Genomic DNA, 22790 nt, shown 5'->3' on the forward strand with positions numbered 1-22790 from the left:
CCTCCGGCCCCTCCACCCGGAACGGCGCGCCCACCGCGGCGAGCGCGAAGAGCCCCCACTCCGGCCCGTCGGCGGTGATGCGGGCGCGGGTGCGGGCGTCGTCCACCGCCTCCAGCTGCGCCCAGCGGCCGATGGCCTCCTCGACCCGGGCGAGCGGAGCCGCCACGACGCCCTCGATCACGATCGTGTCGGCCGCGCCGGCGAGGGAGTCGCGCACGTACGCGGCGGCGTCCTCGGCGGGGAGGGCGCGCGGCCGGAACCGCGCGCCGGTGGCCCGGGCGCCGCTCAGCCGGTCGAGGCGGAAGCTGCGCCAGTCGAAGCGCGTCAGGTCGTACGCGACGAGGTACCAGCGCCGGCCGACGGCGACCAGCCGGTGCGGCTCGGCGGTGCGCACGGTCTCGGCGCCGTCGCGGGCGGTGTAGTGGAACTCGATCCGCTCCTCGTCGCGGCAGGCCTGCGCGACCGTGGTGAGCGTATCGGCGTCGACGAGCGGTCCGGGGCGGAGCGGGCCGGGGAGGGTCGCGACGCGCAGGGCGTCGACGCGCCGGCGCAGGCGCGGCGGCATGACCTGCACGACCTTGCTGAGCGCCCGCACGGACGCGTCCTCGACCCCGGCGATGCCGCTCTGCGCGGCGGTGCGCAGCCCGACGGCGAGCGCGACCGCCTCCTCGTCGTCCACCACCAGCGGCGGCAGGGAGGCGCCCGCCGCGAGCTGGTAACCGCCGGCGACCCCGCGTGTCGCATCGACCGGATAGCCGAGGTCGCGCAGCCGGTCGACGTCGCGGCGCAGGGTGCGCGGCGAGACGCCGAGCCGGTCGGCGAGCTCGGGCCCCGGCCAGTAGCGGTGCGTCTGCAGCAGCGAGAGCAGCTGGAGGATGCGGGAGCCCGTGCTTGCCATGCCCCCAGTGTGGCGCGTCTTGCGGTCGGAAGGTGACCGCAAGCCGCGGGCCGCTACAGCCGCGCGGTCGCGTCCGGCCCCAGGGTGAGCGCTGGAGCACCCGGCCGGGAGAGCGTCAGCACCGCCTCCACGATGCGGTCGTCTCGCTCCAGCTCGTCCGCGACGGCGGCGAGGTCCTCCGCGACGTCGGACTCGCGATCGTCCCCGACCAGGTCGACCGCGGCCACGACGAAGAGCCGCTCCGGCCCGACGAACTCGAGGTGCAGGTAGCTGACCGCCTGCACTTCCGGATGCTCGAGCAGCGCGGCGAGCACCGCCTCCTGCGCCTGGGCCGACCCCGGCTCGCCGAGCAGGAACCGCCGGTTGCGGTCGATCAGCACGATCGCGACGATCGCGAGCAGCACGCCGACGAGGATGGAGCCCAGCGCGTCGAACACCGCGTTGCCGGTCAGCTCGTGCAGCAGCACGCCGAGGAACGCGAGCACCAGGCCGACGAGCGCAGCCGCGTCCTCGAAGAAGACGGCCCGCAGGGTCGGGTTGGAGGTGCTGAGCACGTGCTCGACGGTCCCGGTGCCGCGGGCGGCGGCGCCCGACCTGGCCTGCCGGAGCGACTGCACGAACGAGACGCCCTCGAACACGAACGCGAGGGCCAGGACGATGTAGTTGACGAGGTAGTCCGTCTCCGGCTCCTCCGCGCCCAGCTGCGAGACGCCGTGCATGATCGACACGACGGCGCCGGCCGTGAACAGCCCGACCGCGGCGAACAGGCTCCAGACGTAGGAGTCGCGGCCGTAGCCTCCCGGATGCCGGTCGTCCTTCGGCTTGGCGGAGGCGCGCTCGGCCTGCAGCAGGAAGACCTCGTTGCCGGCGTCGGCCCACGAGTGCGCTGCCTCGGCGACCATCGACGCGGAGCCGGTGAGCCCCGCCGCCACCGACTTGGCCACGGCGACGAGGATGTTCGCGCCGAGCGCGAGCAGCACGGTGAACAGGCTGGAGGAGGGGGAGGGACGCTTCGCCACGGCCGCCACACTATGCCGATCGTCGCGAACGACGAAGAGCGCGAACGACGAAGGCCCCGATCGCATCGATCGGGGCCGTCGTACCGTGGTGTCCGAGGGGGGACTTGAACCCCCACGCCCTATACGGGCACTAGCACCTCAAGCTAGCGCGTCTGCCATTTCCGCCACCCGGACAGGTGATCTCGGCCTGCCGGTGTTCCCGGCTGCCGAAGAAAGACATTAGCACGAAACCCCGCCTCCGAATCACATCGGTCGCGCATCCCGGGCGTGGCGGGGCGGGCGCCCGGGCGGCCGGGTTAGCGTGGAGGCATGACCGACGCCTCCACCACTCCCGACAGCGGCGCTGCGCTCGACGAGACCGCCGTCATCGCCCGCGACCTCATCCGCTTCGACACCACGAACTACGGCGAGGGGAAGTCGAACGGCGAGACCGAGGCGGCGGAGTACGTGGAGGCGCGGCTCGCCGCCCTGGGACTGAAGCCGCAGCTGTTCGACTCCGACCCCGGCCGCACGAGCGTCGTGGCCCGCGTGGAGGGGCGCAACCCTGACAAGCCGGCGCTCGTCGTCCACGGCCACCTCGACGTCGTGCCGGCCGACCCGCGCAACTGGACCGTCGACCCGTTCGGCGGCGTCGTGAAGGACGGCCTGCTGTGGGGCCGCGGCGCGGTCGACATGAAGAACATGGACGCCATGATCCTGACGGCGGTCGGCGACATCCTGCGCGCGGGGGAGCAGCCCGAGCGCGACCTCGTCGTGGCCCTGTTCGCCGACGAGGAGGACGGCGGCCGTCGCGGCTCGCACCACTTGGTCGACAACCACCCCGAGCTGTTCGCCGGCGCGACCGAGGCGATCAGCGAGGTCGGCGGCTACTCGATCGACCTGGAGGGCCGCCGCGCCTACCTGCTGCAGACCGGGGAGAAATCGCTGGTCTGGATCAAGCTGATCGCCCGCGGCCGGGCGGCGCACGGCTCCCGGCTCATCCACGACAACGCGATCACCCGGCTGGCGGAGGCCGTTGTCGCGATCGGCCGCCGGGAGTGGCCGGTGCAGCTCACCGCCACGACCTCCCGCCTCATCGCGGAGGTCGGCCGCCTGCTCGACGTGGACCCCGAGCAGGTGGGACCGGACGCGATCGTGCTGCGGACCGGGACGGCGGCGGGCTTCATCACGGCGACCCTCCGCACCACCACGAACCCGACCCTCCTCGAGGCCGGGTACAAGCACAACGTCATCCCCGACACCGCGGAGGCGCTGGTCGACATCCGCACCCTGCCCGGTCAGGAGGACGCGGTGCTCGAGGAGGTGCGGCAGCTCGTCGGCGACGACGTCGAGGTGCGGATCATGCACCGCGACATCGGCCTGGAGGCGGACTTCGACGGCGAGCTGATCGACGCGATCACCGGCACGCTCGAGCGGCACGACCCCGGTGCGCCCGTCCTCCCGTACCTGCTCTCGGGCGGCACGGACAACAAGGCGCTGAGCAAGCTCGGGATCACCGGCTACGGCTTCGCCCCGCTGCGGCTGCCGGCCGAGCTCGACTTCCCCGGCATGTTCCACGGCGTCGACGAGCGCGTGCCGCTGGACGCGCTAGTGTTCGGGAGGACCGTGCTGCGCGACCTCCTCCGCAGCTACTGACGTCCCCGATCCACCGCACGCACCTTTCCGGAAGGGACGCATGGACCTCCTCAACGCCCTGATCCTCGGCCTCGTCCAGGGACTCACCGAGTTCCTGCCCATCTCGTCGAGCGCGCACATCCGCATCGTCGGCGAGCTGCTCGGCACCGGCGCCGACCCGGGCGCGCAGTTCACCGCGATCATCCAGCTCGGCACGGAGGCAGCCGTGCTGCTGTACTTCTGGCGCGACATCGCGCGGATCATCTCGCGCTGGTTCCTGGCGCTGTTCGGCCGCATCCCTCGCAACGACCCCGACGCGCGGATGGGCTGGCTGGTCATCCTCGGCAGCGTGCCGATCGTGGTGCTAGGGCTGCTGTTCCAGGATGCGATCGAGACGACCTTCCGCTCGCTCTGGATCGTCGCGACCACGCTCATCGTGTTCGGCATCCTGCTCGGCATCGCCGACTGGGTGGGCGCCAAGACCCGCCGGCTGCGGGACATCACCTGGGGGCACGGCATCATCTTCGGCTTCGCGCAGGCGCTCGCGCTGATCCCGGGCGTCTCCCGCTCCGGCGGCACGATCACCGCGGGGCTGTTCATGGGGTACCAGCGCCGGGCCGCCGCACGCTACTCGTTCCTGCTGGCCATCCCGGCCGTGTTCGGCAGCGGGCTCTACCAGCTCTACAAGGCGGTCAAAGAGCCGTGCTCGCAGGCCGCCGCCGCGGCGGGCACCTGCGCTCCGGAGGTGTTCGGCCCGGTGGAGACGGCCGCAGCGACCGCGGTCGCCTTCGTCGTCGGCCTGCTCGTGATCGCGTTCTTCATGGGCTACATCTCGCGCCGCAGCTTCCTGCCGTTCGTGATCTACCGCATCGCGCTCGGCGTGCTGCTCATGATCCTGCTCGCCACCGGCGTGCTGGCGGCCTGAACCGGATGCGCTCCTGGAACCGTCCCGACCTCCCGCGCGTCCCCGGTGACACCGTCGCGCCGCTGCTGCACGACACGGCGACCGGGTTGCTGGTGGAGGCGCGTCCCGACGACGTGGGGCGGTTGTACGTCTGCGGCATCACGCCCTACGACGCCACGCACCTCGGTCACGCCGCCACCTACCTCGCGTTCGACACGCTGCAGCGGGTCTGGCTCGACGCCGGCTTCCGGGTGCACTACGCGCAGAACGTCACCGACGTCGACGACCCGCTCCTGGAGCGCGCGGCCGCGACCGGCGTCGACTGGCGGGAGCTCGCGGCCGAGCAGGTGCAGCTCTTCCGCGACGACATGGAGAGCCTCCGCATCCTCCCGCCCGACGACTACGTCGCCGTGACCGAGGTGATCGAGCAGATCGGCCGCGCCACGCGCATCCTGCTCGACCGCGACCTCGCGTACCGGGTCGAGGACGACGTCTACTTCGACATCGCGGCTGCTCAGCGGGCGGTGCCGTGGGTGCTGGGCGAGGAGAGCGGTCTCGACCGCGACACCATGCTCGCGCTCTCGGCCGAGCGCGGCGGCGACCCCGACCGCGCCGGCAAGCGCGACCCGCTCGACCCGCTGCTCTGGCGCGCCGCACGTGACGGCGAGCCGTCCTGGCCGTCGGAGGCGGGGGAGGGCCGGCCCGGCTGGCACATCGAGTGCTCGGTCATCGCGCTCATGCACCTCGGCCGCGACTTCACCGTGCAGGGCGGAGGCTCCGACCTCGTCTTCCCGCACCACGAGCTGAGCGCGGGCCACGCCGCGGCGCTGAGCGGACATCCCCTCGCCCGCGTCTACAGCCACGCCGGGATGGTGGACTACCAGGGCGAGAAGATGAGCAAGTCGCTCGGCAACCTGGTGCTGGTGTCGCGGCTGCGCGAGGAGGGCGCCGACCCGCGCGCGATCCGGCTGGCGCTGCTCGCGCACCATTACCGCGACGACTGGGAGTGGTTCGACGGCGCGCTGGACGAGGCCACCGCACGCCTCGACGCCTGGACGGCGGCCACCGCCACCCGGGTCGACGCGGTGGACGCGGACGCCGCCCACGAGGAGCGCACGGCGCTCGCCCGGCTCCGCGCCGCCGTGCGTCACGACCTCGACACGCCCGGCGCGCTGTCCGCGATCGACCGCTGGATCGCCACCCGGCCGACCGCGGTCACCGGGCTGCTGCCCGACGCGATCGACGCCCTGCTGGGCATCCGGCTCTAGCCGCGGTCAATTCCGTAACCGGCCCACGACACGCAGCGTCGGCGCGCGTTCCGCCGGAGGGAGTGAGCCCGGTGCACCCGATCTCCGGAGTCACCGACGCACGCCCCGCTCAGCCGCGGCGCGGGTCCTCCGGGCCACGACCCGCCGGCCCGCCCGGCCCGTCGCGGCCGTCGCGGCGGCGCAGGTAGCGCTCGAACTCCTGGGCGATGGCCTCGCCGCTCGCCTCGGGGGAGTCGACGGTGTCGCGCGCCTGCTCCAGCTGCTGGATGTACGCCGCCATCTCCTCGTCGTCGGAGGCGAGCGCGTCGATGCCGGCCTCCCACGCGGCGGCCTCGTCGACCAGCGTCCCGCGCGGGATGGTCACGTCGACGAGCTCCTCCAGCTTGTCGATGAGCGCCAGCACCGCCTTCGGGCTCGGCGCGTTGTGCACGTAGTGCGGCACGGAGGCCCAGATCGTGACGGTCGGGATGCCGACGTCCTCCGCGCCCTCGCCGAGCGCGCTCAGGATGCCGACCGGGCCCTCGTACGTCGAGCGCTCGACGCCGAGCTCGGCCCGCACGCCCGCGTTCTCGCTGGAGACGAAGACCGAGATCGGCCGCGTGTGCGGCACGTCGGCGAGCATCGCGCCGAGGAAGACGATGACGCCGATGTCGGCGGCGAGCGCCACATCCATGATCTCGGCGGTGAAGCTGCGCCAGCTGCGCGAGGGCTCCGTGCCCAGCAGCAGGTAGATGTTGTCGGCGTTCTCGCCGGTGACCGTCAGGTCGGCGTCCCCGGCGAGGTCCTCGGGAGCGGCGCCGGGCCGGGCGGGCCCGTACATGACCGCGGAGGGCCAGATGAGGCGGCGGCGGCCGTCGTCGTCGGTGATCACCGGGCGGTTGAACTGGAAGTCGAAGTACAGCTCGGGGTCGACCTCGGCGATGGGCAGGACATCGAGCTGCTCCTTGAGCGTCCGCACGGCGCCGCTGGCCGCCTCTCCGGCGTCGTTCCACCCTTCGAACGCCACCACCAGGATGCGACCGCTCAGGATGCCGTTCGCGTCAGTCACGTGGCTGCACCTCGTCCTCTCGTCACCGCCATCCCTCAAGGATAGGCCCGCGACCGTCCCGATAGACTTGTCCGTCGTGACAGCACCGACCTCCGCCGCCGTGCCGGCCCGTTCCGGGCTCCCCGCCGCCGTCCTCTGGGACATGGACGGGACCCTCGTCGACACCGAGCCGTACTGGATGGCCGCCGAGCAGGAGCTCGTCGGCTCCTTCGGCGGCACCTGGACGCACGACGACGGCCTGCTGCTCGTCGGCCAGGGCCTGTGGACCTCGGCCGAGATCCTCCGCGAGCACGGCGTCGACCTCCCCGCCGACGACATCGTCCACCGGCTGACCGACCGGGTGCAGCAGAAGCTCGCCACCGAGGGCGTGCCCTGGCGTCCCGGCGCGCGGGAGCTGCTGTCCGAGCTGCGCGAGCGCGGCGTCCGCACCGCGCTGGTCACCATGTCGGTGCGCCGGATGGCCGAGCAGATCGTCGAGAACATCCCCTTCGACGCCTTCGACCTCATCGTCAGCGGCGACGAGGTGACCGAGCCGAAGCCGCATCCCGAGCCGTATCTCCGCGCCGCCGAGCAGCTCGGCGTCGACCCGCGCGACGCCGTCGCCATCGAGGACTCGTTGGTCGGCCTCGCCGCCGCCGTCGCGTCGGGCGCCGCCGCCATCGGGGTGCCGCACATCGTGCCGCTTCCGGAGTCGGACGAGCACACGCTGTGGCCGACCCTCGAGGGCCGGACCGCCGACGATGTCGCCGCGGTCGCCGCCGCCGCGCAGGAGGGCCAGACCCGATGAACGAGATCCGCCGCAGCTCCGGCCCCTTCCGCGCGGGCGACCGCGTGCAGCTCACCGGCCCCAAGGGCAGGATGAACACGATCACGCTGGTCCCGGGAAAGCTGTTCCACAGCCACCGCGGCGTGCTCGAGCACGACGCCATCATCGGCCTGCCGGATGGCTCCGTGGTCGCCAACAACGCCGGTGTCGAGCACCTCGCGCTGCGCCCGCTGCTCAACGACTTCGTGATGTCGATGCCGCGCGGCGCCGCGATCGTCTACCCGAAGGACGCGGCCCAGATCCTCGCGCTGGCGGACATCTTCCCCGGCGCGACCGTGGTGGAGGCGGGCGTCGGCTCCGGCGCGCTGTCGCTCTGGCTGCTGCGCGCCATCGGACCGGAGGGGCGCCTGCTCTCGTTCGAGCGCCGCGAGGAGTTCGCCGATGTCGCGCGCGACAACGCCGCGACCTTCCTCGGCTCCGATCCCGCGAACTGGACCGTCACCGTCGGCGACCTGCAGGAGGCGCTGCCGGCGGCCGTCGAGCCCGGCACCGTCGATCGCGTGGTCCTCGACATGCTGGCGCCGTGGGAGACGCTCGACGCGGTGACCACGGCCCTCAAGCCGGGCGGCGTCGTGCTCTGCTACGTCGCCACCGTGACCCAGCTCTCCCGGGTCGCCGAGGCCATCCGCGCCACCGGCCACTACACGCACCCGCAGTCGAGCGAGACGATGGTCCGCGGCTGGCACGTGGAGGGGCTGGCCGTGCGGCCGGACCACCGCATGATCGCGCACACCGGCTTCCTGCTCACCGCTCGTCGCCTCGCGCCGGACACGGTGCTGCCCGAGCTCAAGCGCCGCCCCTCCAAGTCGGACTACTCCGACGAGGACGTGGAGGCCTGGACCCCCGGCGCGCTCGGCGAACGCCAGTCGAGCCCGAAGAGCCTGCGCAAGCGGATGCGCGAGGCCGCCGCCAGCGCCGATCTCGCGAAGTCCCGCGATGACGGCGCCGACGCCGACGCCGGCACCGGTGACGCAGCGGACGAGCACGACCCGACCGTCGACTAGCATGAACAGTCGTGAGGTCTCGCGCCTCGCGCCCCCACCGATCGCATCGAAAGAGGACCCGTGCGCAGAGCAACCGCACTCGTCGTGGCCGCCGGCCTCCTGGCCGTCGCGCTCACCGGATGTTCGTCGAACCCGAACGCGGACTGCGCCGACGCGCTGAAGGCGGGCTCGGCGTCCGACCTCATCTCCGCCAGCGGGAAGATCGGCGAGAAGCCGACGTTCGACCTCCCGACGCCGATCGACACGAAGACCTCGCAGCGCACCATCCTGAGCGAGGGCGACGGCGAGAAGGTCGCGAAGGGCCAGCTGCTCGAGGTCCAGTACACGATCCTCGACGGCGAGACCGGCGAGGTGCAGCAGCAGAGCTCGTACACGGCCGACGACACCTACCCGCTCGCGGTCGGCGCCGGAAACGCGGCGCTCAGCAAGGGCCTGCAGTGCGTGCCCGTCGGCTCGCGCGTCGCGATCGTGCTCTCGCCGAAGGATGCGGGCGGCAGCGGCGCGACCACCTCGGGCATCATCGTCATCGACGTGCTGAAGTCGTACCTCGGTGCGGCGAACGGCGCCGTGCGTCCCGCCGCGAACGGCTTCCCGACCGTCGTGCTCGCGCCGACCGGCCAGCCCGGCGTCACCATCCCGTCGCAGAGCAGCGCCCCGACGTCCGTGCGCAGCGAGGTGCTCAAGGAGGGCTCCGGCGAGACGGTGAAGAAGGACAGCCAGCTCGTGCTGCACTACACCGCCGTCGGCTGGGAGAACAAGAACGTCGTGGCCAGCACCTGGCAGCAGGGCACGCCCGACATCGTCACGGTCGACACCGGTGCGAGCCAGCTCAACCAGGCGCTGCCGCAGGACGTGCTGAAGCCGCTCGTCGGCCAGAAGGTCGGCTCGCAGCTGGTCATCGAGACCCCGGAGAACGGCAACGTGCCGGCCGCCGCCTGGGTCGTCGACATCCTCGGCATCCGCTGACCGGCAGCCCCGATCGGCGGCACGCGGCGCACTAGGATGGTCGGGTGCCCCGATCCTCGTCTTCGCCGTCGCGCGTCCCGGTCGAGGAGCGCCTGTTCAGCCTCGTGCTGGCGCTGCTGGCGACCGAGAACGGCCTGACCAAGAACGAGATCCTCTCGACGGTCCAGGGCTACCGGCAGCGGTACGCGGCGCACGGCGACAACTCCAGCCTCGAGCGCCAGTTCGAGCGCGACAAGGACGACATCCGCGAGCTCGGCGTCCCGCTCGAGACCGTCGAGTCGCCGGAGGCCGCCGGCAACAACCAGCTGCTGCGCTACCGCATCCCGAAGGGCGCGTACGACCTCCCGCAGGACGTCGTCTTCTCCCCGGCCGAGATCACGCTGCTCGGCCTCGCCGCCGCGGTGTGGCGCGAGGGGTCGCTGTCGGGGGAGTCGCGCCGCGCGCTGATGAAGCTGCGCTCGCTCGGCGTGGAGGCCGATGACCCGGTCGTCGGGTACGCGCCGCGGCTGCGCGTGCGCGAGAGCGCGTTCGACCCGCTGAGCCAGGCCCTGGAGCGGCACGCGATCGTGCAGTTCCCGTACCTCAAGCCGGGCGAGAGCGCGTCGCGGCAGCGCACGGTCGCGCCGCTCGCCCTCGTGCAGCACCAGGGCCGCTGGCACCTGCAGGGCATCGACCAGGGGGCGGGGGAGTCGCGCACCTTCCTGCTGTCGCGCATCGTCGGCCCGGTGAAGGTGACGGCGCGCACCTTCGAGCCGGAGGGCGACGACTTCGCCGCGAAGGCGCTGGCCGAGCTGGAGCGCATCTGGGAGGCCAACGTCGCCGAGATCGAGGTGACCGCCGGCACCGACGCCGCGACGCGACTGCGCAAGCGGTACGGCGACGCCGTCCCGGCCGACGACGGAGCCGGTTCGTTCCGGCTCACGGTCAACTTCTCCGACCTCAACATCCTGGCCGACCAGCTGGCCGCCTTCGGCCCGGAGGTGCTGGTGCTGTCGCCGCCCGAGCTCCGCGAGAGCGTGCTCCAGCGCCTCCTGGCGACGGCCCGCGCGCACGAGGACGCCGGGCTCGACGACGGACGGGGGGAGTCCGATGGCTGAGCGGAGACGCCCGATGCAGGCGCAGGACAAGCTGGCGTTCCTGCTCGCGCTCGTGCCGTACCTGATGGACAGGGACCGCGTCAGCGTGGCGGAGGCCGCCGAGCACTTCGGCGTCGACGAGGACCAGCTGCGCGACGCCGTGCGGCTGATCGCCGTCTCCGGCATCCCCGGCGAGACGAACGCGTACCAGCCGGGCGACCTCTTCGACATCTCCTGGGACGACTTCGAGGAGAACGACCAGATCATCCTCACCCACCAGGTGGCGATCGACGACTCGCCGCGGTTCTCCGCCCGGGAGGCCGCCGCGCTGATCGCCGGCCTGCAGTACCTGACCGCGCTGCCCGAGAACGCCGACCGCGACGTGATCGGCTCGCTCATGGCGAAGCTCGCCCGCGGCGCGTCGGCCGCGCCCAGCCAGGTGGCGGTGGCGAGCTCCGAGACGGACGCGGCCCTCGCGACCATCCGGGAGGCTGTGATCGCCGGCACCCAGCTGGAGTTCGACTACCTCAGCTCGCGGGGCGAGCGGGAGCGCCGCCGGGTCGACCCGCTGCGGGTGGAGTCGGTCGACCAGGACTGGTACCTGCGCGGCTGGGACCACCTCCGCACGGCCATCCGCACCTTCCGTCTCGACAGGATCGACGGCCTCGTCACCACGGACGAGCCGATCACCTACCGCCCGGGCGACGTGAAGCTCCCCGAGACGCTCTTCACCGGCACCCCGGAGGATCAGCTCGTCACGGTCGAGGTCTCCGCCTCCGCGGTGCCGCTGATCGAGGACTACATCCCCGAGGGCGCCGCCAGGAACGAGCGCGACGGCATCGTCAGGACCAGCGTGCGCGTCGCCCACTTCCACGGGCTGAAGCGGCTCGTCGCCGGCCTCTCCGGCGTGCTCACGGTGCTCGACCCGCCCGAGGCGCGGCGTGTCGTGGCCGAGTGGGCCCGTGCCGGCGCCGACCGCTACCGCTAGGCTCGCAAGCATGCCGTGGTGGTCGTGGCTCCTCATCTGGATCGTGCTGGTGCTCGGTCTGCTCGGCATGCTCGGATTCTTCGCGTGGTGGCTGTTCCGCAAGCTGATGGCCGCCGCCGACGAGGCGTCCGCCCTGCTCGCCAAGACGGAGGTCCTGAGCCGCCGGGCGGATGAGCTGGCCGACGAGTTCCACCCGGCCGTCTTCGCCGATGCCGCGCAGCTCGGCGCCGAGCGCACGCAGTCCAGGGCCGACCGGGCCCTGGCAAGGCAAGCTCGCAGGGACGCCAGGGTCCGGCGCGGTAGACTGCTCGTGCGAGCGGACCCCGATCGCATCGCAATTCCGACTCGAAGGACGTGAACCCATGCTCGGCGGACTCACCGGATGGCACCTGCTCATCATCCTCGCCGTGATCCTCCTGCTGTTCGGCGCGCCCAAGCTGCCGGCCCTGGCCAAGAGCATCGGCCAGTCGATGCGGATCTTCAAGGGCGAGGTCGACGAGCTGAAGAAGGACGGCAAGACCGAGGACGCCGCCACCACCACGGGCGACACGACTCCGGGCACCGCGACGCCGGGTGTCGCCCCCACCGGCACCGACAGCTCCACCGAGTCCAAGCCGAAGTAGTCCGGTGGCCTCCAAGAAGCGAGGCACGAACAGCGAAGGGCGGATGTCGCTCGCCGAGCACTTCATCGAGCTTCGCAAGCGCCTCTTCCGCTCCGCGCTGGCCCTCCTGGTCGGCGCCGTCATCGGCTGGTTCCTCGCCGATTTCGTGATGAACGCCCTGCGCGGTCCGATCACCGAGATCGCCGAGCAGCAGGGCCGCGACGCGATGCTCAACTACGACAGCATCACCGGCGCCTTCGACCTCAAGATGCAGGTCGCCATCACGATCGGCGCCGTCATCTCCAGCCCTGTCTGGCTGTACCAGATCTGGGCGTTCTTCGTGCCGGCGATGACCCGCAAAGAGCTGAAGTACGCGTTCGGATTCTTCTTCACGGCCGTCCCGCTGTTCATCGCCGGGGGAGTGGTCGGCTGGCTTCTCGTGCCGCACATCGTCAGCCTGCTCACCAGCTTCGCTCCGGAGCAGGATGCCGCGATCATCCTGGCCAAGACCTACTTCGACTTCATCCTGAAGCTCGTCCTGGCCGTTGGCATCGCCTTCGTGCTGCCGGTGTTCCTCGTGCTGCTCAACTTCGTCGGCGTGCTCAGCGCGAAGTCGATCATCGCGTCGTGGCGCTGGGCGCTGATCCTGATCGTGCTGTTCACCGCGATCGCAACTCCGGCGGCCGACGTGCTCTCGATGTTCCTGCTCGCCATCCCGATGGTGCTGCTGTACTTCGCCGCCTACGGGGTGGCATGGCTGCACGACCGACGGGCCGTCAAGGCGCAAGCCCGACTGGAAGCCGAACTGGCGGCATAGTCTGGACGCGTGACCGACCAGCAGCTCTCCCCGGCCGAGCGGTACGCCGCCTCGCGCCAGCGCGCCAGTCAGCCCCTCCTCGAGACGTTCCGGGCCGGGCTGCGCTTCGACCTCGACCCGTTCCAGCGGGAAGCGTGCGCCAGTCTCGAGAACGGGCGCAGCGTTCTGGTCGCCGCGCCGACCGGCGCCGGCAAGACGATCGTCGCCGAGTTCGCGGTCTTCCTGGCGATGCGCGACCCGTACGCCAAGGTCTTCTACACGACGCCGATGAAGGCGCTGAGCAACCAGAAGTTCCAGGAGTTCGTGGAGACCTACGGGGCCGAGTCGGTCGGCCTCCTCACCGGCGACACCAACATCAACTCCCGCGCCCGCATCGTCGTCATGACGACCGAGGTGCTGCGCAACATGCTCTACGCCGACTCCGACCTCCTTCCCGACCTCGCCTACGTCGTCATGGACGAGGTGCACTACCTGGCCGACCGCTTCCGCGGCGCCGTCTGGGAGGAGGTCATCATCCATCTGCCGTCCGAGGTGCGCATGGTCTCGCTCAGCGCGACGGTGTCGAACGCCGAGGAGTTCGGCGACTGGCTGCAGGCCGTGCGCGGCGACACCGACGTGATCGTGTCGGAGGAGCGGCCGGTGCCGCTGGAGCAGCACATCCTGATGCGGACGAAGCTCATCGACCTGTTCGACTCGTCCGGCCTCGCCGCCACCAACCGCGTCAACCCGGAGCTCGTGCAGATGGCGCGCTACGGCGGCCGCGTGCTCAGCAGCAGGCAGATGCGCGACGTCGGCCGGTACCACTCGCGCGGCGGGCGGCCGGACACGTTCCGGATGGACCGCGCCGAGATCGTGCACCTGCTCGACGAGCGCAACCTCCTGCCGGCGATCTTCTTCATCTTCAGCCGCAACGGCTGCGACGCGGCTGTCCGGCAGGCGCTGCGCGCGGGCGTGCGGCTCACCGAGGCCCACGAGCGCGAGGAGATCCGCGCGATCGTGGAGGAGCGCTGCCGCACGCTGCTCGACGAGGATCTCGCCGTGCTCGGGTACTGGGAGTGGCTGGAGGGCCTGGAGCGCGGTGTCGCCGCCCACCACGCGGGCATGCTGCCGGCGTTCAAGGAGGTCGTGGAGGAGCTGTTCCGGCGCAAGCTGGTCAAGGTCGTCTTCGCGACGGAGACGCTCGCGCTCGGCATCAACATGCCCGCCCGCACGGTCGTGCTGGAGAAGCTGGAGAAGTTCAATGGCGAGGCGCGCGTCCCGATCACCCCTGGCGAGTACACGCAGCTCACCGGACGCGCCGGCCGCCGCGGCATCGACGTGGAGGGGCACTCGGTGATCCAGTGGGAGGACGGCCTCGACCCGCAGGCCGTCGCCTCCCTCGCCTCCCGCCGCAGCTACCCGCTCAACTCCAGCTTCCGGCCCACGTACAACATGGCCGTGAACCTGATCGACCAATTCGGGCGGCAGCGCACGCGCGAGATCCTCGAGTCGTCGTTCGCACAGTTCCAGGCGGACCGCGCGGTCGTCGACCTCGCCCGCAAGGTGCGGCAGCAGGAGGAGTCGCTCGCCGGGTACGAGGAGGCCATGACCTGCCACCTCGGCGACTTCAAGGAGTACTCCGGCATCCGCCGTGAGCTGACCGACCTGGAGCGCAAGGGCGCGAGCATGGAGCACGCCTCGCGCGCCGACCGCGAGAAGCGGCAGCGCCGCCTCAACGCCCTCCGCAAGCGGATGAAGGAGCACCCCTGCCACCGCTGCCCCGACCGCGAGAAGCACGCCCGCTGGGCGGAGCGCTGGTGGAAGCTGCGGCGCGAGACCGACCGGCTGAGCGCCCAGATCCAGTCGCGCACCGGCGCCGTCGCCAAGGTGTTCGACCGCGTCTCGGACGTGCTGGAGGAGCTCGGCTACCTGACCGAGGAGGACGGCCAGACCGCCCTGACCGTGCACGGCCGCACGCTCAAGCGCATCTACGGCGAGCGCGACCTCCTCGTCGCCGAGTGCCTGCGCCGCGGCGTGTGGAAGGAGCTGGACGCGCCGAGCCTTGCCGCGATGGCGTGCGCGCTCGTGTTCGAGCCGCGCCGCGACGAGGGCCTGGCACACGATCGCTCCCTCCCGCGCGGCGCCTTCCGGCCCGCACTGGACCGCACGACCGACCTGTGGAGCCGCCTGGACGATCTGGAGCGGGAGCACCGCCTCTCGGGGAGCGAGCCGCCGTCGACCGCGCTGGCGCTGGCGATGCACATGTGGGCGAAGGGGTCGAGTCTGAACGCGGTGCTCTCGGAGGCCGACATGGCCGCAGGCGACTTCGTGCGCTGGGCGAAGCAGACGATCGACCTCCTCGACCAGCTCTCGCTCGTCGCCCAGGGCAACGTCGGCCGCACCGCGCGGCAGGCGCTGGAGGCGATCCGCCGCGGGATCGTGGCCTACTCGTCGGTCGCCTGAGCCGCACCCCCGAACGCTGAGAAGCGGCCACGGCTGGATGCCCTAGGCTCTCCCTTCGTGACCCGTTCGCCCCGCGCCCCGCTGCCGCTGTGGCTCGCGGTGCTGGTGGCCGTCGCGGCGGGTCCCGTCCTCGACGCCGGGTTCCCCGACCGGGACTGGTGGCCGCTCACCTTCGTCGGCATCGCCATGGTCCTGCTCGCGCAGCGCGGGCGGCGGGCCGGATCGGCGTTCCTCGTCGGCTGGCTGGCGGGGGAGTCGTTCTACCTGATCCACGTGGCCTGGACCGCCCTTTACCTCGGGCCGGTGCCGTGGGTGGCCCTGTCGACGCTCGAGGCGCTGTTCTGGGGCGTCGGCGGCATCCTGATCACCCTCGCGTACCGCTGGGTGCCGCGGGCGTGGCCGACGCGGCTCGGGAGGCTGGGCCTGCTGCCGGTGATCGTGGCCGGGCTCTGGGTGCTTCGCGAGTACGTCACCGGCACATGGCCGTACGGCGGGTTCTCCTGGGGCCGGGTGGCGGAGTCGCAGTCGCAGAGCCCGTTCGCCCCGCTGGTCGCCTGGCTCGGCATCTCGGGCGTGAGCTTCGTGATGGTTTGGCTGGTCGCGCTGATCGTCGAGCTGGGCTTCGCGACCGAGCTGCGGCTGTGGTGGCGCGGCGCCGTCGCGCTCGGGGCCGTCGCCCTGGTGCTCGCGATCCCCGCCTGGCCGACGCCGACCTCCGGCACCACCCGCATCGCTGCCGTACAGGGGAACGGGCCCGCCGGCTACTTCGACAACGCCCCTCCCGGCGCCGTGCTGAACAGCCAGATCGCCGAGACGCAGAAGATCGAGGACGACGACGTCGACATGGTCGTCTGGCCCGAGGGAGCCGCGCAGCCGGATCCGACGCGCGACCCGGACACGGCTGCCATCCTCGACGCGCTGAGCCGCCGGATGGACGCGCCCTTCGTCGTCGGCACGATCACGTACCGCGACGGCCGCTACTACAACACCTCGCTGCAGTGGCAGGCGGGGGAGGGCGCCGTCGACTACTACGACAAGAAGCACCCCGTGCCGTTCGGCGAGTACATCCCGGACCGGGCGTTCTGGCGGCCGTTCGCGCCCGACCTGATCGACCTCGTCCAGCGCGAGTACACGCCGGGCACGCGCGACAACGTGTTCGACATCGACGGGGTGCGCGCCGGCATCTCGATCTGCTTCGACATCGTCGACGACCAGCTGCTGACCGACATGATGCAGGGCGGCGCGCAGGTCATCCTGGCTCAGACGAACAACGCCGACTTCGGCGAGACCGACGAGAACCAGCAGCAGCTGGCCATCGCGCGGCTGCGGGCCATCGAGTCCGGGCGCGCGCTGGTGAACATCTCGACCGTCGGGAGCAGCCAGATCATCGCGCCGGACGGGCGCACGATCGCGCACATCCCGCCCTTCCGGCCCGGCCACATGGTGGCTGACGTGCCGCTCGGCACCACGACCACGCCGGCCACGCTGCTGAGCCGGGGGATCGAGTTCCTCGTCGCCGGGCTCGGCCTGTTCGGGCTGCTCGTGGCGGCGGGAGGCCGGAGGAACCGGCTCGCGACGGACCTGCGAGGGATCGACGTGCCCGGATACGACGGAGCCGCCCTCACCCTGCGGTGAGGACGGCTCGCCGGTACGTCCGGCTCACTGCCTGACGATCAGGCGGTGTGCTTGTGCTCGCTGGTACCGCGGCGGGCCCGCAGGTACTGGAGCCGCTCCTCGAGCAGCTCCTCCAGCTCGGCGCGCGTACGGCGCTCGAGCAGCATGTCCCAGTGGCTCCGCGGCGTCTTCACGTCGCCGTGGTCGACCTCGACGGGGGTGTCGTTGACGAGCAAGCGGGCCTCGTGGCCGCAGTGCTTGCACTCCCAGGTCTCGGGGGCCTCCGCCTCGGCGGCGAAGACCATGTCGGTCTCCTGTCCGCAGACGGTGCACTTGTACGAATAGCGGGAACGCGGTGAATAGACGACGCCTTCTTCGCTCTGTAAGCTCTGGGCGCCGAGCCTCATTCCGCGCAAGCTGCGATCTGCCATTGTGTGGTCTCCTCTTCGCGCGAATCCTCACCGTTATAAACCGTCAAGCTGGGGATTCTCTTTCCCGGGGCGGCATTCTCCCAGCGCCCTCACAGAACGCACGGGTGCCTCCCAGGCAGGAGGCGGTTCAGGCGCGTCTGCGGGCCTCGACCAGCGCCTTCAGCACGTCGCAGCGGTCGGTCACGATGCCGTCGACGCCGAGATCGAGCAGGCGGATCATGTCGCCGGGCTCGTTGACGGTCCAGATGTGCACCTCGACACCCGCCGCGTGGATCGCGCTCACCGTGCGCGGCGTGACGATCCGCACCGGACCGCGCCGCTCGGGCACCTGCACGGCGGCGAAGCCGCGCAGCGTGCGCCGCACGACGGGGGAGAGGCCGGCCTTGGCCGCCAGGAGCGCCGGCGCGACCTCCGGAACGGAGGGGGACGTCGCGACACCCGGGAGCTCGCGCTCCACGGCGACTCGCCTGGCCTTCGCGAAGCTCGTGATCAGCACGCGGTCGGCGGCCCGCGCCTCCCGGATGGCGGCCACCGTCGGAGCGGCTGCACGCTCGTCCTTCACGTCGATGTTGAAGCGCGCGTCGGGGAACGCGTCGAGCGCGTCGGCGAGCGAGCAGAACCCCTGGCCGTGTCCGAGCTCGATCCGGCGCAGCTCGGACATGGTGAGGTGCCCCACGTCCGCCTCGCGGCCGGCGACGCGGCGAAGGTCCGGGTCGTGACTGATCACGGCGACGCCGTCCGCGGAGGCGTGGACGTCGGTCTCGAGGTGCGTGGCGCCCGCGGACAGCGCCTTGAGGAACGCGAGCAGCGTGTTCTCGGGCGCGTCGAGGGCGAGCCCGCGGTGCGCGATGATGCGCGGCCGCGGGCCGGTGAGGAAGCTCATGGCAGGAGGCTCACGCCGGCGGCGCCTGCTCCGGCGCGGCGGGCGTGCCGTCGGGGCGGGGCGCCCGTTCGCCGAACGCCTGCCCGATGCCCTTGAGCGCCTCGGTCAGCTCGCTCGGGATGATCCACAGCTTGTTCGACGGGCCTTCCGCGAGCTTCGGCAGCGTCTGCAGGTACTGGTACGCCAGCAGGAGGTTGTCGGGATTCCCCTCGTGGATGGCGCTGAACACCGTGGTGATCGCCTGCGCCTCGCCCTCGGCGCGCAGGACAGCGGCCTTGGCGTCGCCCTCCGCGCGGAGGATGGCTGCCTGGCGCAGGCCCTCGGCGTTGAGGATCTCGGACTGCTTGGTCCCCTCGGCGGTGAGGATGACGGCGCGGCGGTCGCGCTCGGCGCGCATCTGCTTCTCCATCGAGTCCTGGATGGACGCGGGCGGGTCGATCGCCTTCAGCTCCACCCGGGAGACGCGGATGCCCCACTTGCCGGTGGCCTCGTCGAGGACGATGCGCAGCTGGCCGTTGATGTTGTCGCGGCTGGTCAGCGCCTCCTCGAGGTTGAGGCCGCCGACCACGTTGCGGAGGGTGGTCGTCGTGAGCTGCTCGACGGCGCCCAGGTAGTTGGCGATCTCGTAGGTCGCGGCGCGGGCGTCCGTCACCTGGAAGTACACGACGGTGTCGATCGAGACCACGAGGTTGTCCTCGGTGATCACCGGCTGCGGCGGGAACGACACCACCTGCTCGCGCATGTCGATGAGCGGGCGCACCTTGTCGATGAACGGCACGACGATGTTGAGCCCGGGGTTGAGCGTCTTGTGGTACCGGCCCAGCCGCTCCACGACCCCGGCCCGCGCCTGCGGGATGATCCGGATCGCCTTGAACAGGGTGACCAGCACGAAGATCACGATGACCAGGACGATCACCGCGACGATGATGGCGGTGGTCAGCTGACCGACGTCGCTCACGACGCGCTCCTCTCGGTGATGCCGTCTGCTCCCGACGACACGGGCGAGGGCGCGACGACGGCCGTCGCCCCCTCGATGGAAACGACGACGACGTGCTCGCCGGGGACCAGCTCGTCCGGTCCGACCTGCGGCTGCGCGAGGCGGGCGGTCCAGGTCTCGCCGATCGCGAGCTTCACCTGCCCGGTGGTGCGGGACACCGTCGAGACGACGACGCCGCCCATCCCGATCAGTGCCGCGACGTTGCTCTTGGCCGGGTCGCCTCCTCGCCGGAGCGCACGCAGCAGCGGCGGCCGGATGAAGAAGACCAGCACGACCGAGAGCGCGGCGGCGACGATCAGCTGCAGCCACCACGGGGCGCCGAACGCGCCGGAGACGAGGCCGCCGAGGCTGCCGACCGCGATCATGAGGAAGACCAGGTCGAGCGTCAGCATCTCGATGACGACGAAGATCAGGATGAGGACGAGCCAGCCGATCCACGCGAAGGATTGGATGTCCATCACGGGCTCCCTTCACTGCGCTGCTGTCTCGACCGTAGCAGGTGGCCCAGCAGGCAGCGGGAACCCACTTGGTAGTCTCAGGGAGCAGTTCCCCAACCATGCAAGGAGTCTCCGTGCCAAACCCCCTCGCCTCAGGGTCCCTCGACGGAAAGCGCGCGCTGGTCACCGGCTCGTCGCGCGGTATCGGCGCCGACACCGCGCAGTACCTCGCCGAGGCCGGCGCGAGCGTCGTCATCAACTACCGCAACAAGGAGGCGCGCGCGGCCAAGCTCGCCGACGCCATCCGCGAGCAGGGCGGCACCGCGCTCGTCGTCGGCGCGGACCTCACCGACCCGGCATCCGTCGCCGCGATGTTCGACACCGTGCAGCGCGAATGGGGCGGCCTCGACCTCCTCGTCCTCAACGCCTCCGGCGGCATGGAGTCCGGGATGGCCGAGGACTACGCGATGCAGCTCAACCGCGACGCGCAGGTCAACACCTTGACGGCGGCGCTGCCGCTCCTCGGCGCAGGTTCGCGGGTCGTGTTCGTGACCAGCCACCAGGCGCACTTCATCCGCACGACGCCGACGATGCCCGAGTACGAGGCCGTGGCGCTGAGCAAGCGAGCAGGCGAGGACGCGCTGCGCGAGCTCCTCCCGTCGCTCGAGGAGAAGGGCGTGGAGTTCGTGGTCGTCTCCGGCGACATGATCGAGGGCACCATCACGGCGACCCTGCTCAACCGGCTGAACCCCGGCGCGATCGACGCGCGCAAGGAGGCCGCCGGCAAGCTCTACAACGTCGGCGAGTTCGCCGCCGAGATCGCCTCCGCGGCGGTCGACCCCATCCCGGCGGACCACACGCGCCTGGTCGGCGACGTGTCGAGCTTCACCCCGATCGCCGAATGAGGGCCGCCGACCTCGGGCTGCTGACCGGCGTCTCGACCCCGACGGTGCACCCGGGCGGCGGCCGCGCCGTCGTCTCGGTGACGCATCCCTCGTTCGAGGCCGACGCGACCGTGGGCCAGCTGTGGACGGTGCCGCTGGCGGGCCACGCGGCTCCGCGCCGGCTGACCCGCGGCTTCCGCGACACCGCGCCGCAGTTCTCGCCAGACGGGCGGCTGCTGGCGTTCCTGCGGGCGGCGCCCTCCGCGCCTCCCCAGCTCGTGGTGATGGACGCCGCCGGCGGCGAGCCGGTCACGGTGACCGACCGCACCCTGGGCGTCACCGAGTTCGTCTGGGCGCCCGACGGGCGCTCGCTCGCGTTCGTGAGCCGCGTCCCCGAGCAGGGGCGCTACGGCACCGTCGAGGGCATCGACCCGAGCAGCGAGCCCGCCCGCCGCATCCGCACCCTGAACTACCAGGCGAACGGGATCGGCTACATCACCGACCGGCGCGCCCACGTCTTCCTCGTGCCGGTGCCCGACGTGTGGGGAGAGCCGCCGGTGAAGCCGGTCGCCGAGGCCGACGGGTCGTCCGCGCCCGAGCCCACGGTGCCGGAGGCCGCGCAGCTGACGACCGGGGACTGGGACGACGGCGCGATCGCGTTCTCGCCCGACGGCCGCACGCTCGCGTTCGTGTCGGCGCGGCACGAGAGCCGCGACGACGACCTCCGCGCCGACGTGTTCCTGCTGCCGGTCGACGGATCGGACGAGCCGCGCAACGTCACCGGCGACCACGGCGCCGTCAGCGTCTCCACGGTGACGTACGGGCTCAACGGGGTGCTGTACTTCGCCGCCCAGGAGCTGGGGGAGACCGGGCGCGACTTCGTGGCCAGGAACTCCGCCCTGTACGCAGTCGAGCCGGCCGCAGCCGCTCCCCGGCGGCTGACCGACCCCGAGACCGTCGACCTGACCGAGTCGGACATCGTCGCGTTCCGCGACGACTCGGTGCTCGTGCGCGACCGCCGCCGCGGCGCGCTCGTGCTGACCGAGGTGGATGCCGCCGGCACGTCCCGCGTGCTGACCGACGACCGGACGGTCGTGAGCGGCGTCGGCGTCGCCGGGGACGTCGTGGTGGCCAGCGTGTCGGATGCGCGGACCGCGGGCGACGTGGCGCTGGTGACGGACGACGGCCTCCGCACGCTCACCGACTTCTCGCGCGCCCTGCGCGAGACCGGCGTGATCGCGCCGCGCGAGCTCACCGTCACCGGCCGTGACGGATATCCCGTCCACGGCTGGGTGGTCGCGCCGGAGGGGGAGGGGCCGCACCCGGTGCTGCTCAACATCCACGGCGGTCCGTACGCCTCGTACACCGCCGCGCTGTTCGACGAGGCGCAGGTGTACGCGGCCGCGGGCTATGTCGTCGTGATGTGCAACCCGCGCGGCTCGGCGGGCTACGGGCAGGAGCACGGGCGCGTCATCCGGCAGCGGATGGGCACGGCCGACCTCGACGACGTGCTCGACTTCCTCGACGGCGCCGTCGCCGAGGTGCCGGGGCTCGACGGCGACCGCGTCGGCATCATGGGCGGCTCGTACGGCGGGTACCTCACCGCGTGGACGATCGCGCACGACTACCGGTTCGCCGCGGCGATCGTCGAGCGCGGGTTCCTCGACCCGGACGCGTTCGTCGGGACGAGCGACATCGGCAGCTTCTTCGGCGACGAATACGTCGGCACGGACCCCGAGCTGATGCGGTCGCAGAGCCCGCAGGCGGTGGTCGACCGCGTCACGACGCCGACGCTGGTGCTGCACTCGGCCGCGGACCTCCGCTGCCCGCTGGGGCAGGCCGAGCGCTACTACGCCGCGCTCAAGCGCAACGGCGTGGAGGCGGAGCTCGTCATCTTCCCGGGCGAGGACCACGAGCTGAGCCGCTCCGGCCGCCCGCGCCACCGCCGGCAGCGCTTCGACATCATCCTCGACTGGTGGGCGCACCACCTCCCGAGCCCGGAGAACCGCGCGTAACCGGCCCGGCGACCAGCCGCCGAGTACACGAAAAATGCCCTCTGGGAGCGATTCCAG

At 71.8% G+C, this 22790-nt stretch carries 22 protein-coding genes and 1 tRNA gene; 15 read left to right on the plus strand and 8 right to left on the minus strand.

The window, feature by feature from the left end:
- From ACR9ZG_RS09865 to ACR9ZG_RS09875, 3 genes are all read right to left on the minus strand, one after another.
- Nucleotides 1-898 (minus strand): helix-turn-helix transcriptional regulator (locus ACR9ZG_RS09865; protein WP_481284655.1); only part of this gene is annotated, 898 nt, incomplete at its 3' end.
- A 53-nt stretch (nt 899-951) separates the two neighbouring features.
- The gene (locus ACR9ZG_RS09870; protein WP_481284656.1) at nt 952-1917 is read right to left on the minus strand and encodes a cation diffusion facilitator family transporter; all 966 of its coding nucleotides are present in this window, start codon (nt 1915-1917) and stop codon (nt 952-954) included.
- A gap of 86 nt (nt 1918-2003) precedes the next feature.
- Nucleotides 2004-2091: transfer RNA gene (locus tag ACR9ZG_RS09875), tRNA-Leu, on the minus strand.
- Between the two features lie 135 nt (nt 2092-2226).
- Here ACR9ZG_RS09875 and ACR9ZG_RS09880 point away from each other — a divergent pair.
- The 3 genes from ACR9ZG_RS09880 to mshC are packed head-to-tail and all read left to right on the plus strand — an operon-like array spanning nt 2227 to nt 5703.
- Nucleotides 2227-3552, plus strand: a complete 1326-nt coding sequence (locus ACR9ZG_RS09880) for a M20/M25/M40 family metallo-hydrolase (RefSeq protein WP_481284657.1) — start codon at nt 2227-2229, stop codon at nt 3550-3552.
- A 40-nt stretch (nt 3553-3592) separates the two neighbouring features.
- Nucleotides 3593-4456, plus strand: a complete 864-nt coding sequence (locus ACR9ZG_RS09885) for an undecaprenyl-diphosphate phosphatase (protein WP_481284658.1) — start codon at nt 3593-3595, stop codon at nt 4454-4456.
- A gap of 5 nt (nt 4457-4461) precedes the next feature.
- On the plus strand, nt 4462-5703 hold the full coding sequence (mshC, locus tag ACR9ZG_RS09890; RefSeq protein ID WP_481284659.1) for a cysteine--1-D-myo-inosityl 2-amino-2-deoxy-alpha-D-glucopyranoside ligase: 1242 nt from the start codon (nt 4462-4464) through the stop codon (nt 5701-5703).
- A 109-nt stretch (nt 5704-5812) separates the two neighbouring features.
- Here the strand turns inward: mshC and ACR9ZG_RS09895 are convergent, their stop codons facing one another.
- A complete protein-coding gene (locus tag ACR9ZG_RS09895) occupies nt 5813-6751 on the minus strand; it encodes a proteasome assembly chaperone family protein (RefSeq protein WP_481284660.1) in 939 nt (312 codons plus the stop codon).
- 76 nt (nt 6752-6827) lie between these two features.
- Here ACR9ZG_RS09895 and ACR9ZG_RS09900 point away from each other — a divergent pair, with 76 nt between their 5' ends.
- From ACR9ZG_RS09900 to lnt, 10 genes are read left to right on the plus strand one after another with little or no spacing between them, the layout of a single operon-like run.
- Nucleotides 6828-7538 carry an HAD family hydrolase gene (locus ACR9ZG_RS09900; protein ID WP_481284661.1) on the plus strand — a complete coding sequence of 237 codons (711 nt, stop codon included), beginning with the start codon at nt 6828-6830 and terminating at the stop codon, nt 7536-7538.
- Nucleotides 7535-8581, plus strand: a complete 1047-nt coding sequence (locus tag ACR9ZG_RS09905) for a tRNA (adenine-N1)-methyltransferase (protein WP_481284662.1) — start codon at nt 7535-7537, stop codon at nt 8579-8581. The genes ACR9ZG_RS09900 and ACR9ZG_RS09905 overlap by 4 nt, the downstream gene beginning before the upstream one ends.
- Before the next feature lie 60 nt (nt 8582-8641).
- Nucleotides 8642-9547, plus strand: a complete 906-nt coding sequence (locus ACR9ZG_RS09910) for a peptidylprolyl isomerase (RefSeq protein ID WP_481284663.1) — start codon at nt 8642-8644, stop codon at nt 9545-9547.
- 44 nt (nt 9548-9591) lie between these two features.
- Nucleotides 9592-10644 carry a helix-turn-helix transcriptional regulator gene (locus ACR9ZG_RS09915; protein ID WP_481284664.1) on the plus strand — a complete coding sequence of 351 codons (1053 nt, stop codon included), beginning with the start codon at nt 9592-9594 and terminating at the stop codon, nt 10642-10644.
- The gene (locus ACR9ZG_RS09920) at nt 10637-11611 is read left to right on the plus strand and encodes a helix-turn-helix transcriptional regulator (protein ID WP_481284665.1); all 975 of its coding nucleotides are present in this window, start codon (nt 10637-10639) and stop codon (nt 11609-11611) included. The genes ACR9ZG_RS09915 and ACR9ZG_RS09920 overlap by 8 nt, the downstream gene beginning before the upstream one ends.
- 10 nt (nt 11612-11621) lie before the next feature.
- On the plus strand, nt 11622-11969 hold the full coding sequence (locus tag ACR9ZG_RS09925) for a hypothetical protein (RefSeq protein ID WP_481284666.1): 348 nt from the start codon (nt 11622-11624) through the stop codon (nt 11967-11969).
- A 4-nt stretch (nt 11970-11973) separates the two neighbouring features.
- Complete coding sequence (gene tatA, locus ACR9ZG_RS09930) at nt 11974-12234, plus strand: Sec-independent protein translocase subunit TatA (protein ID WP_481284667.1); 261 nt, start codon at nt 11974-11976, stop codon at nt 12232-12234.
- A 43-nt stretch (nt 12235-12277) separates the two neighbouring features.
- Complete coding sequence (tatC, locus tag ACR9ZG_RS09935; RefSeq protein WP_481284676.1) at nt 12278-13030, plus strand: twin-arginine translocase subunit TatC; 753 nt, start codon at nt 12278-12280, stop codon at nt 13028-13030.
- Nucleotides 13031-13039: 9 nt separating this feature from the next.
- Nucleotides 13040-15472, plus strand: coding sequence for a DEAD/DEAH box helicase (locus tag ACR9ZG_RS09940; RefSeq protein WP_481284668.1), 2433 nt, complete (start codon nt 13040-13042; stop codon nt 15470-15472).
- A gap of 57 nt (nt 15473-15529) precedes the next feature.
- Nucleotides 15530-17107, plus strand: a complete 1578-nt coding sequence (gene lnt / locus ACR9ZG_RS09945; RefSeq protein ID WP_481284669.1) for an apolipoprotein N-acyltransferase — start codon at nt 15530-15532, stop codon at nt 17105-17107.
- A gap of 38 nt (nt 17108-17145) precedes the next feature.
- Here the strand turns inward: lnt and ACR9ZG_RS09950 are convergent, their stop codons facing one another.
- From ACR9ZG_RS09950 to ACR9ZG_RS09965, 4 genes are all read right to left on the minus strand, one after another.
- On the minus strand, nt 17146-17517 hold the full coding sequence (locus tag ACR9ZG_RS09950) for an RNA polymerase-binding protein RbpA (protein WP_481284670.1): 372 nt from the start codon (nt 17515-17517) through the stop codon (nt 17146-17148).
- A gap of 127 nt (nt 17518-17644) precedes the next feature.
- The gene (locus tag ACR9ZG_RS09955; protein ID WP_481284671.1) at nt 17645-18400 is read right to left on the minus strand and encodes a glycerophosphodiester phosphodiesterase family protein; all 756 of its coding nucleotides are present in this window, start codon (nt 18398-18400) and stop codon (nt 17645-17647) included.
- A gap of 10 nt (nt 18401-18410) precedes the next feature.
- Nucleotides 18411-19358: an SPFH domain-containing protein gene (locus tag ACR9ZG_RS09960; protein WP_481284672.1), complete on the minus strand. Its 948-nt coding sequence runs from the start codon at nt 19356-19358 to the stop codon at nt 18411-18413.
- Entirely contained in the window at nt 19355-19855 is a 501-nt protein-coding gene (locus tag ACR9ZG_RS09965) for an NfeD family protein (RefSeq protein ID WP_481284673.1), read from the minus strand. Before ACR9ZG_RS09965 ends, ACR9ZG_RS09960 begins: the two co-directional genes overlap by 4 nt.
- 113 nt (nt 19856-19968) lie before the next feature.
- Here ACR9ZG_RS09965 and ACR9ZG_RS09970 point away from each other — a divergent pair, with 113 nt between their 5' ends.
- Together ACR9ZG_RS09970 and ACR9ZG_RS09975 are read left to right on the plus strand one after the other, a co-directional pair.
- The gene (locus tag ACR9ZG_RS09970; protein WP_481284674.1) at nt 19969-20739 is read left to right on the plus strand and encodes an SDR family oxidoreductase; all 771 of its coding nucleotides are present in this window, start codon (nt 19969-19971) and stop codon (nt 20737-20739) included.
- Nucleotides 20736-22733 carry a S9 family peptidase gene (locus ACR9ZG_RS09975; protein WP_481284675.1) on the plus strand — a complete coding sequence of 666 codons (1998 nt, stop codon included), beginning with the start codon at nt 20736-20738 and terminating at the stop codon, nt 22731-22733. Before ACR9ZG_RS09970 ends, ACR9ZG_RS09975 begins: the two co-directional genes overlap by 4 nt.
- Nucleotides 22734-22790 lie beyond the last annotated feature (57 nt).

Source organism: Leifsonia sp. KNZ12-8B (genome assembly GCF_056755495.1).

Coding starts and splice junctions, on each gene's coding strand:
- ACR9ZG_RS09880 (WP_481284657.1), top strand. CDS start 2,227: ATGACCGACGCCTCCACCACTCCCGACAGCGGCGCTGCGCTCGACGAG.
- ACR9ZG_RS09885 (WP_481284658.1), top strand. CDS start 3,593: ATGGACCTCCTCAACGCCCTGATCCTCGGCCTCGTCCAGGGACTCACC.
- mshC (WP_481284659.1), top strand. CDS start 4,462: ATGCGCTCCTGGAACCGTCCCGACCTCCCGCGCGTCCCCGGTGACACC.
- ACR9ZG_RS09905 (WP_481284662.1), top strand. CDS start 7,535: ATGAACGAGATCCGCCGCAGCTCCGGCCCCTTCCGCGCGGGCGACCGC.
- ACR9ZG_RS09920 (WP_481284665.1), top strand. CDS start 10,637: ATGGCTGAGCGGAGACGCCCGATGCAGGCGCAGGACAAGCTGGCGTTC.
- ACR9ZG_RS09925 (WP_481284666.1), top strand. CDS start 11,622: ATGCCGTGGTGGTCGTGGCTCCTCATCTGGATCGTGCTGGTGCTCGGT.
- tatA (WP_481284667.1), top strand. CDS start 11,974: ATGCTCGGCGGACTCACCGGATGGCACCTGCTCATCATCCTCGCCGTG.
- tatC (WP_481284676.1), top strand. CDS start 12,278: ATGTCGCTCGCCGAGCACTTCATCGAGCTTCGCAAGCGCCTCTTCCGC.
- ACR9ZG_RS09950 (WP_481284670.1), bottom strand. CDS start 17,517: ATGGCAGATCGCAGCTTGCGCGGAATGAGGCTCGGCGCCCAGAGCTTA.
- ACR9ZG_RS09955 (WP_481284671.1), bottom strand. CDS start 18,400: ATGAGCTTCCTCACCGGCCCGCGGCCGCGCATCATCGCGCACCGCGGG.
- ACR9ZG_RS09965 (WP_481284673.1), bottom strand. CDS start 19,855: ATGGACATCCAATCCTTCGCGTGGATCGGCTGGCTCGTCCTCATCCTG.
- ACR9ZG_RS09975 (WP_481284675.1), top strand. CDS start 20,736: ATGAGGGCCGCCGACCTCGGGCTGCTGACCGGCGTCTCGACCCCGACG.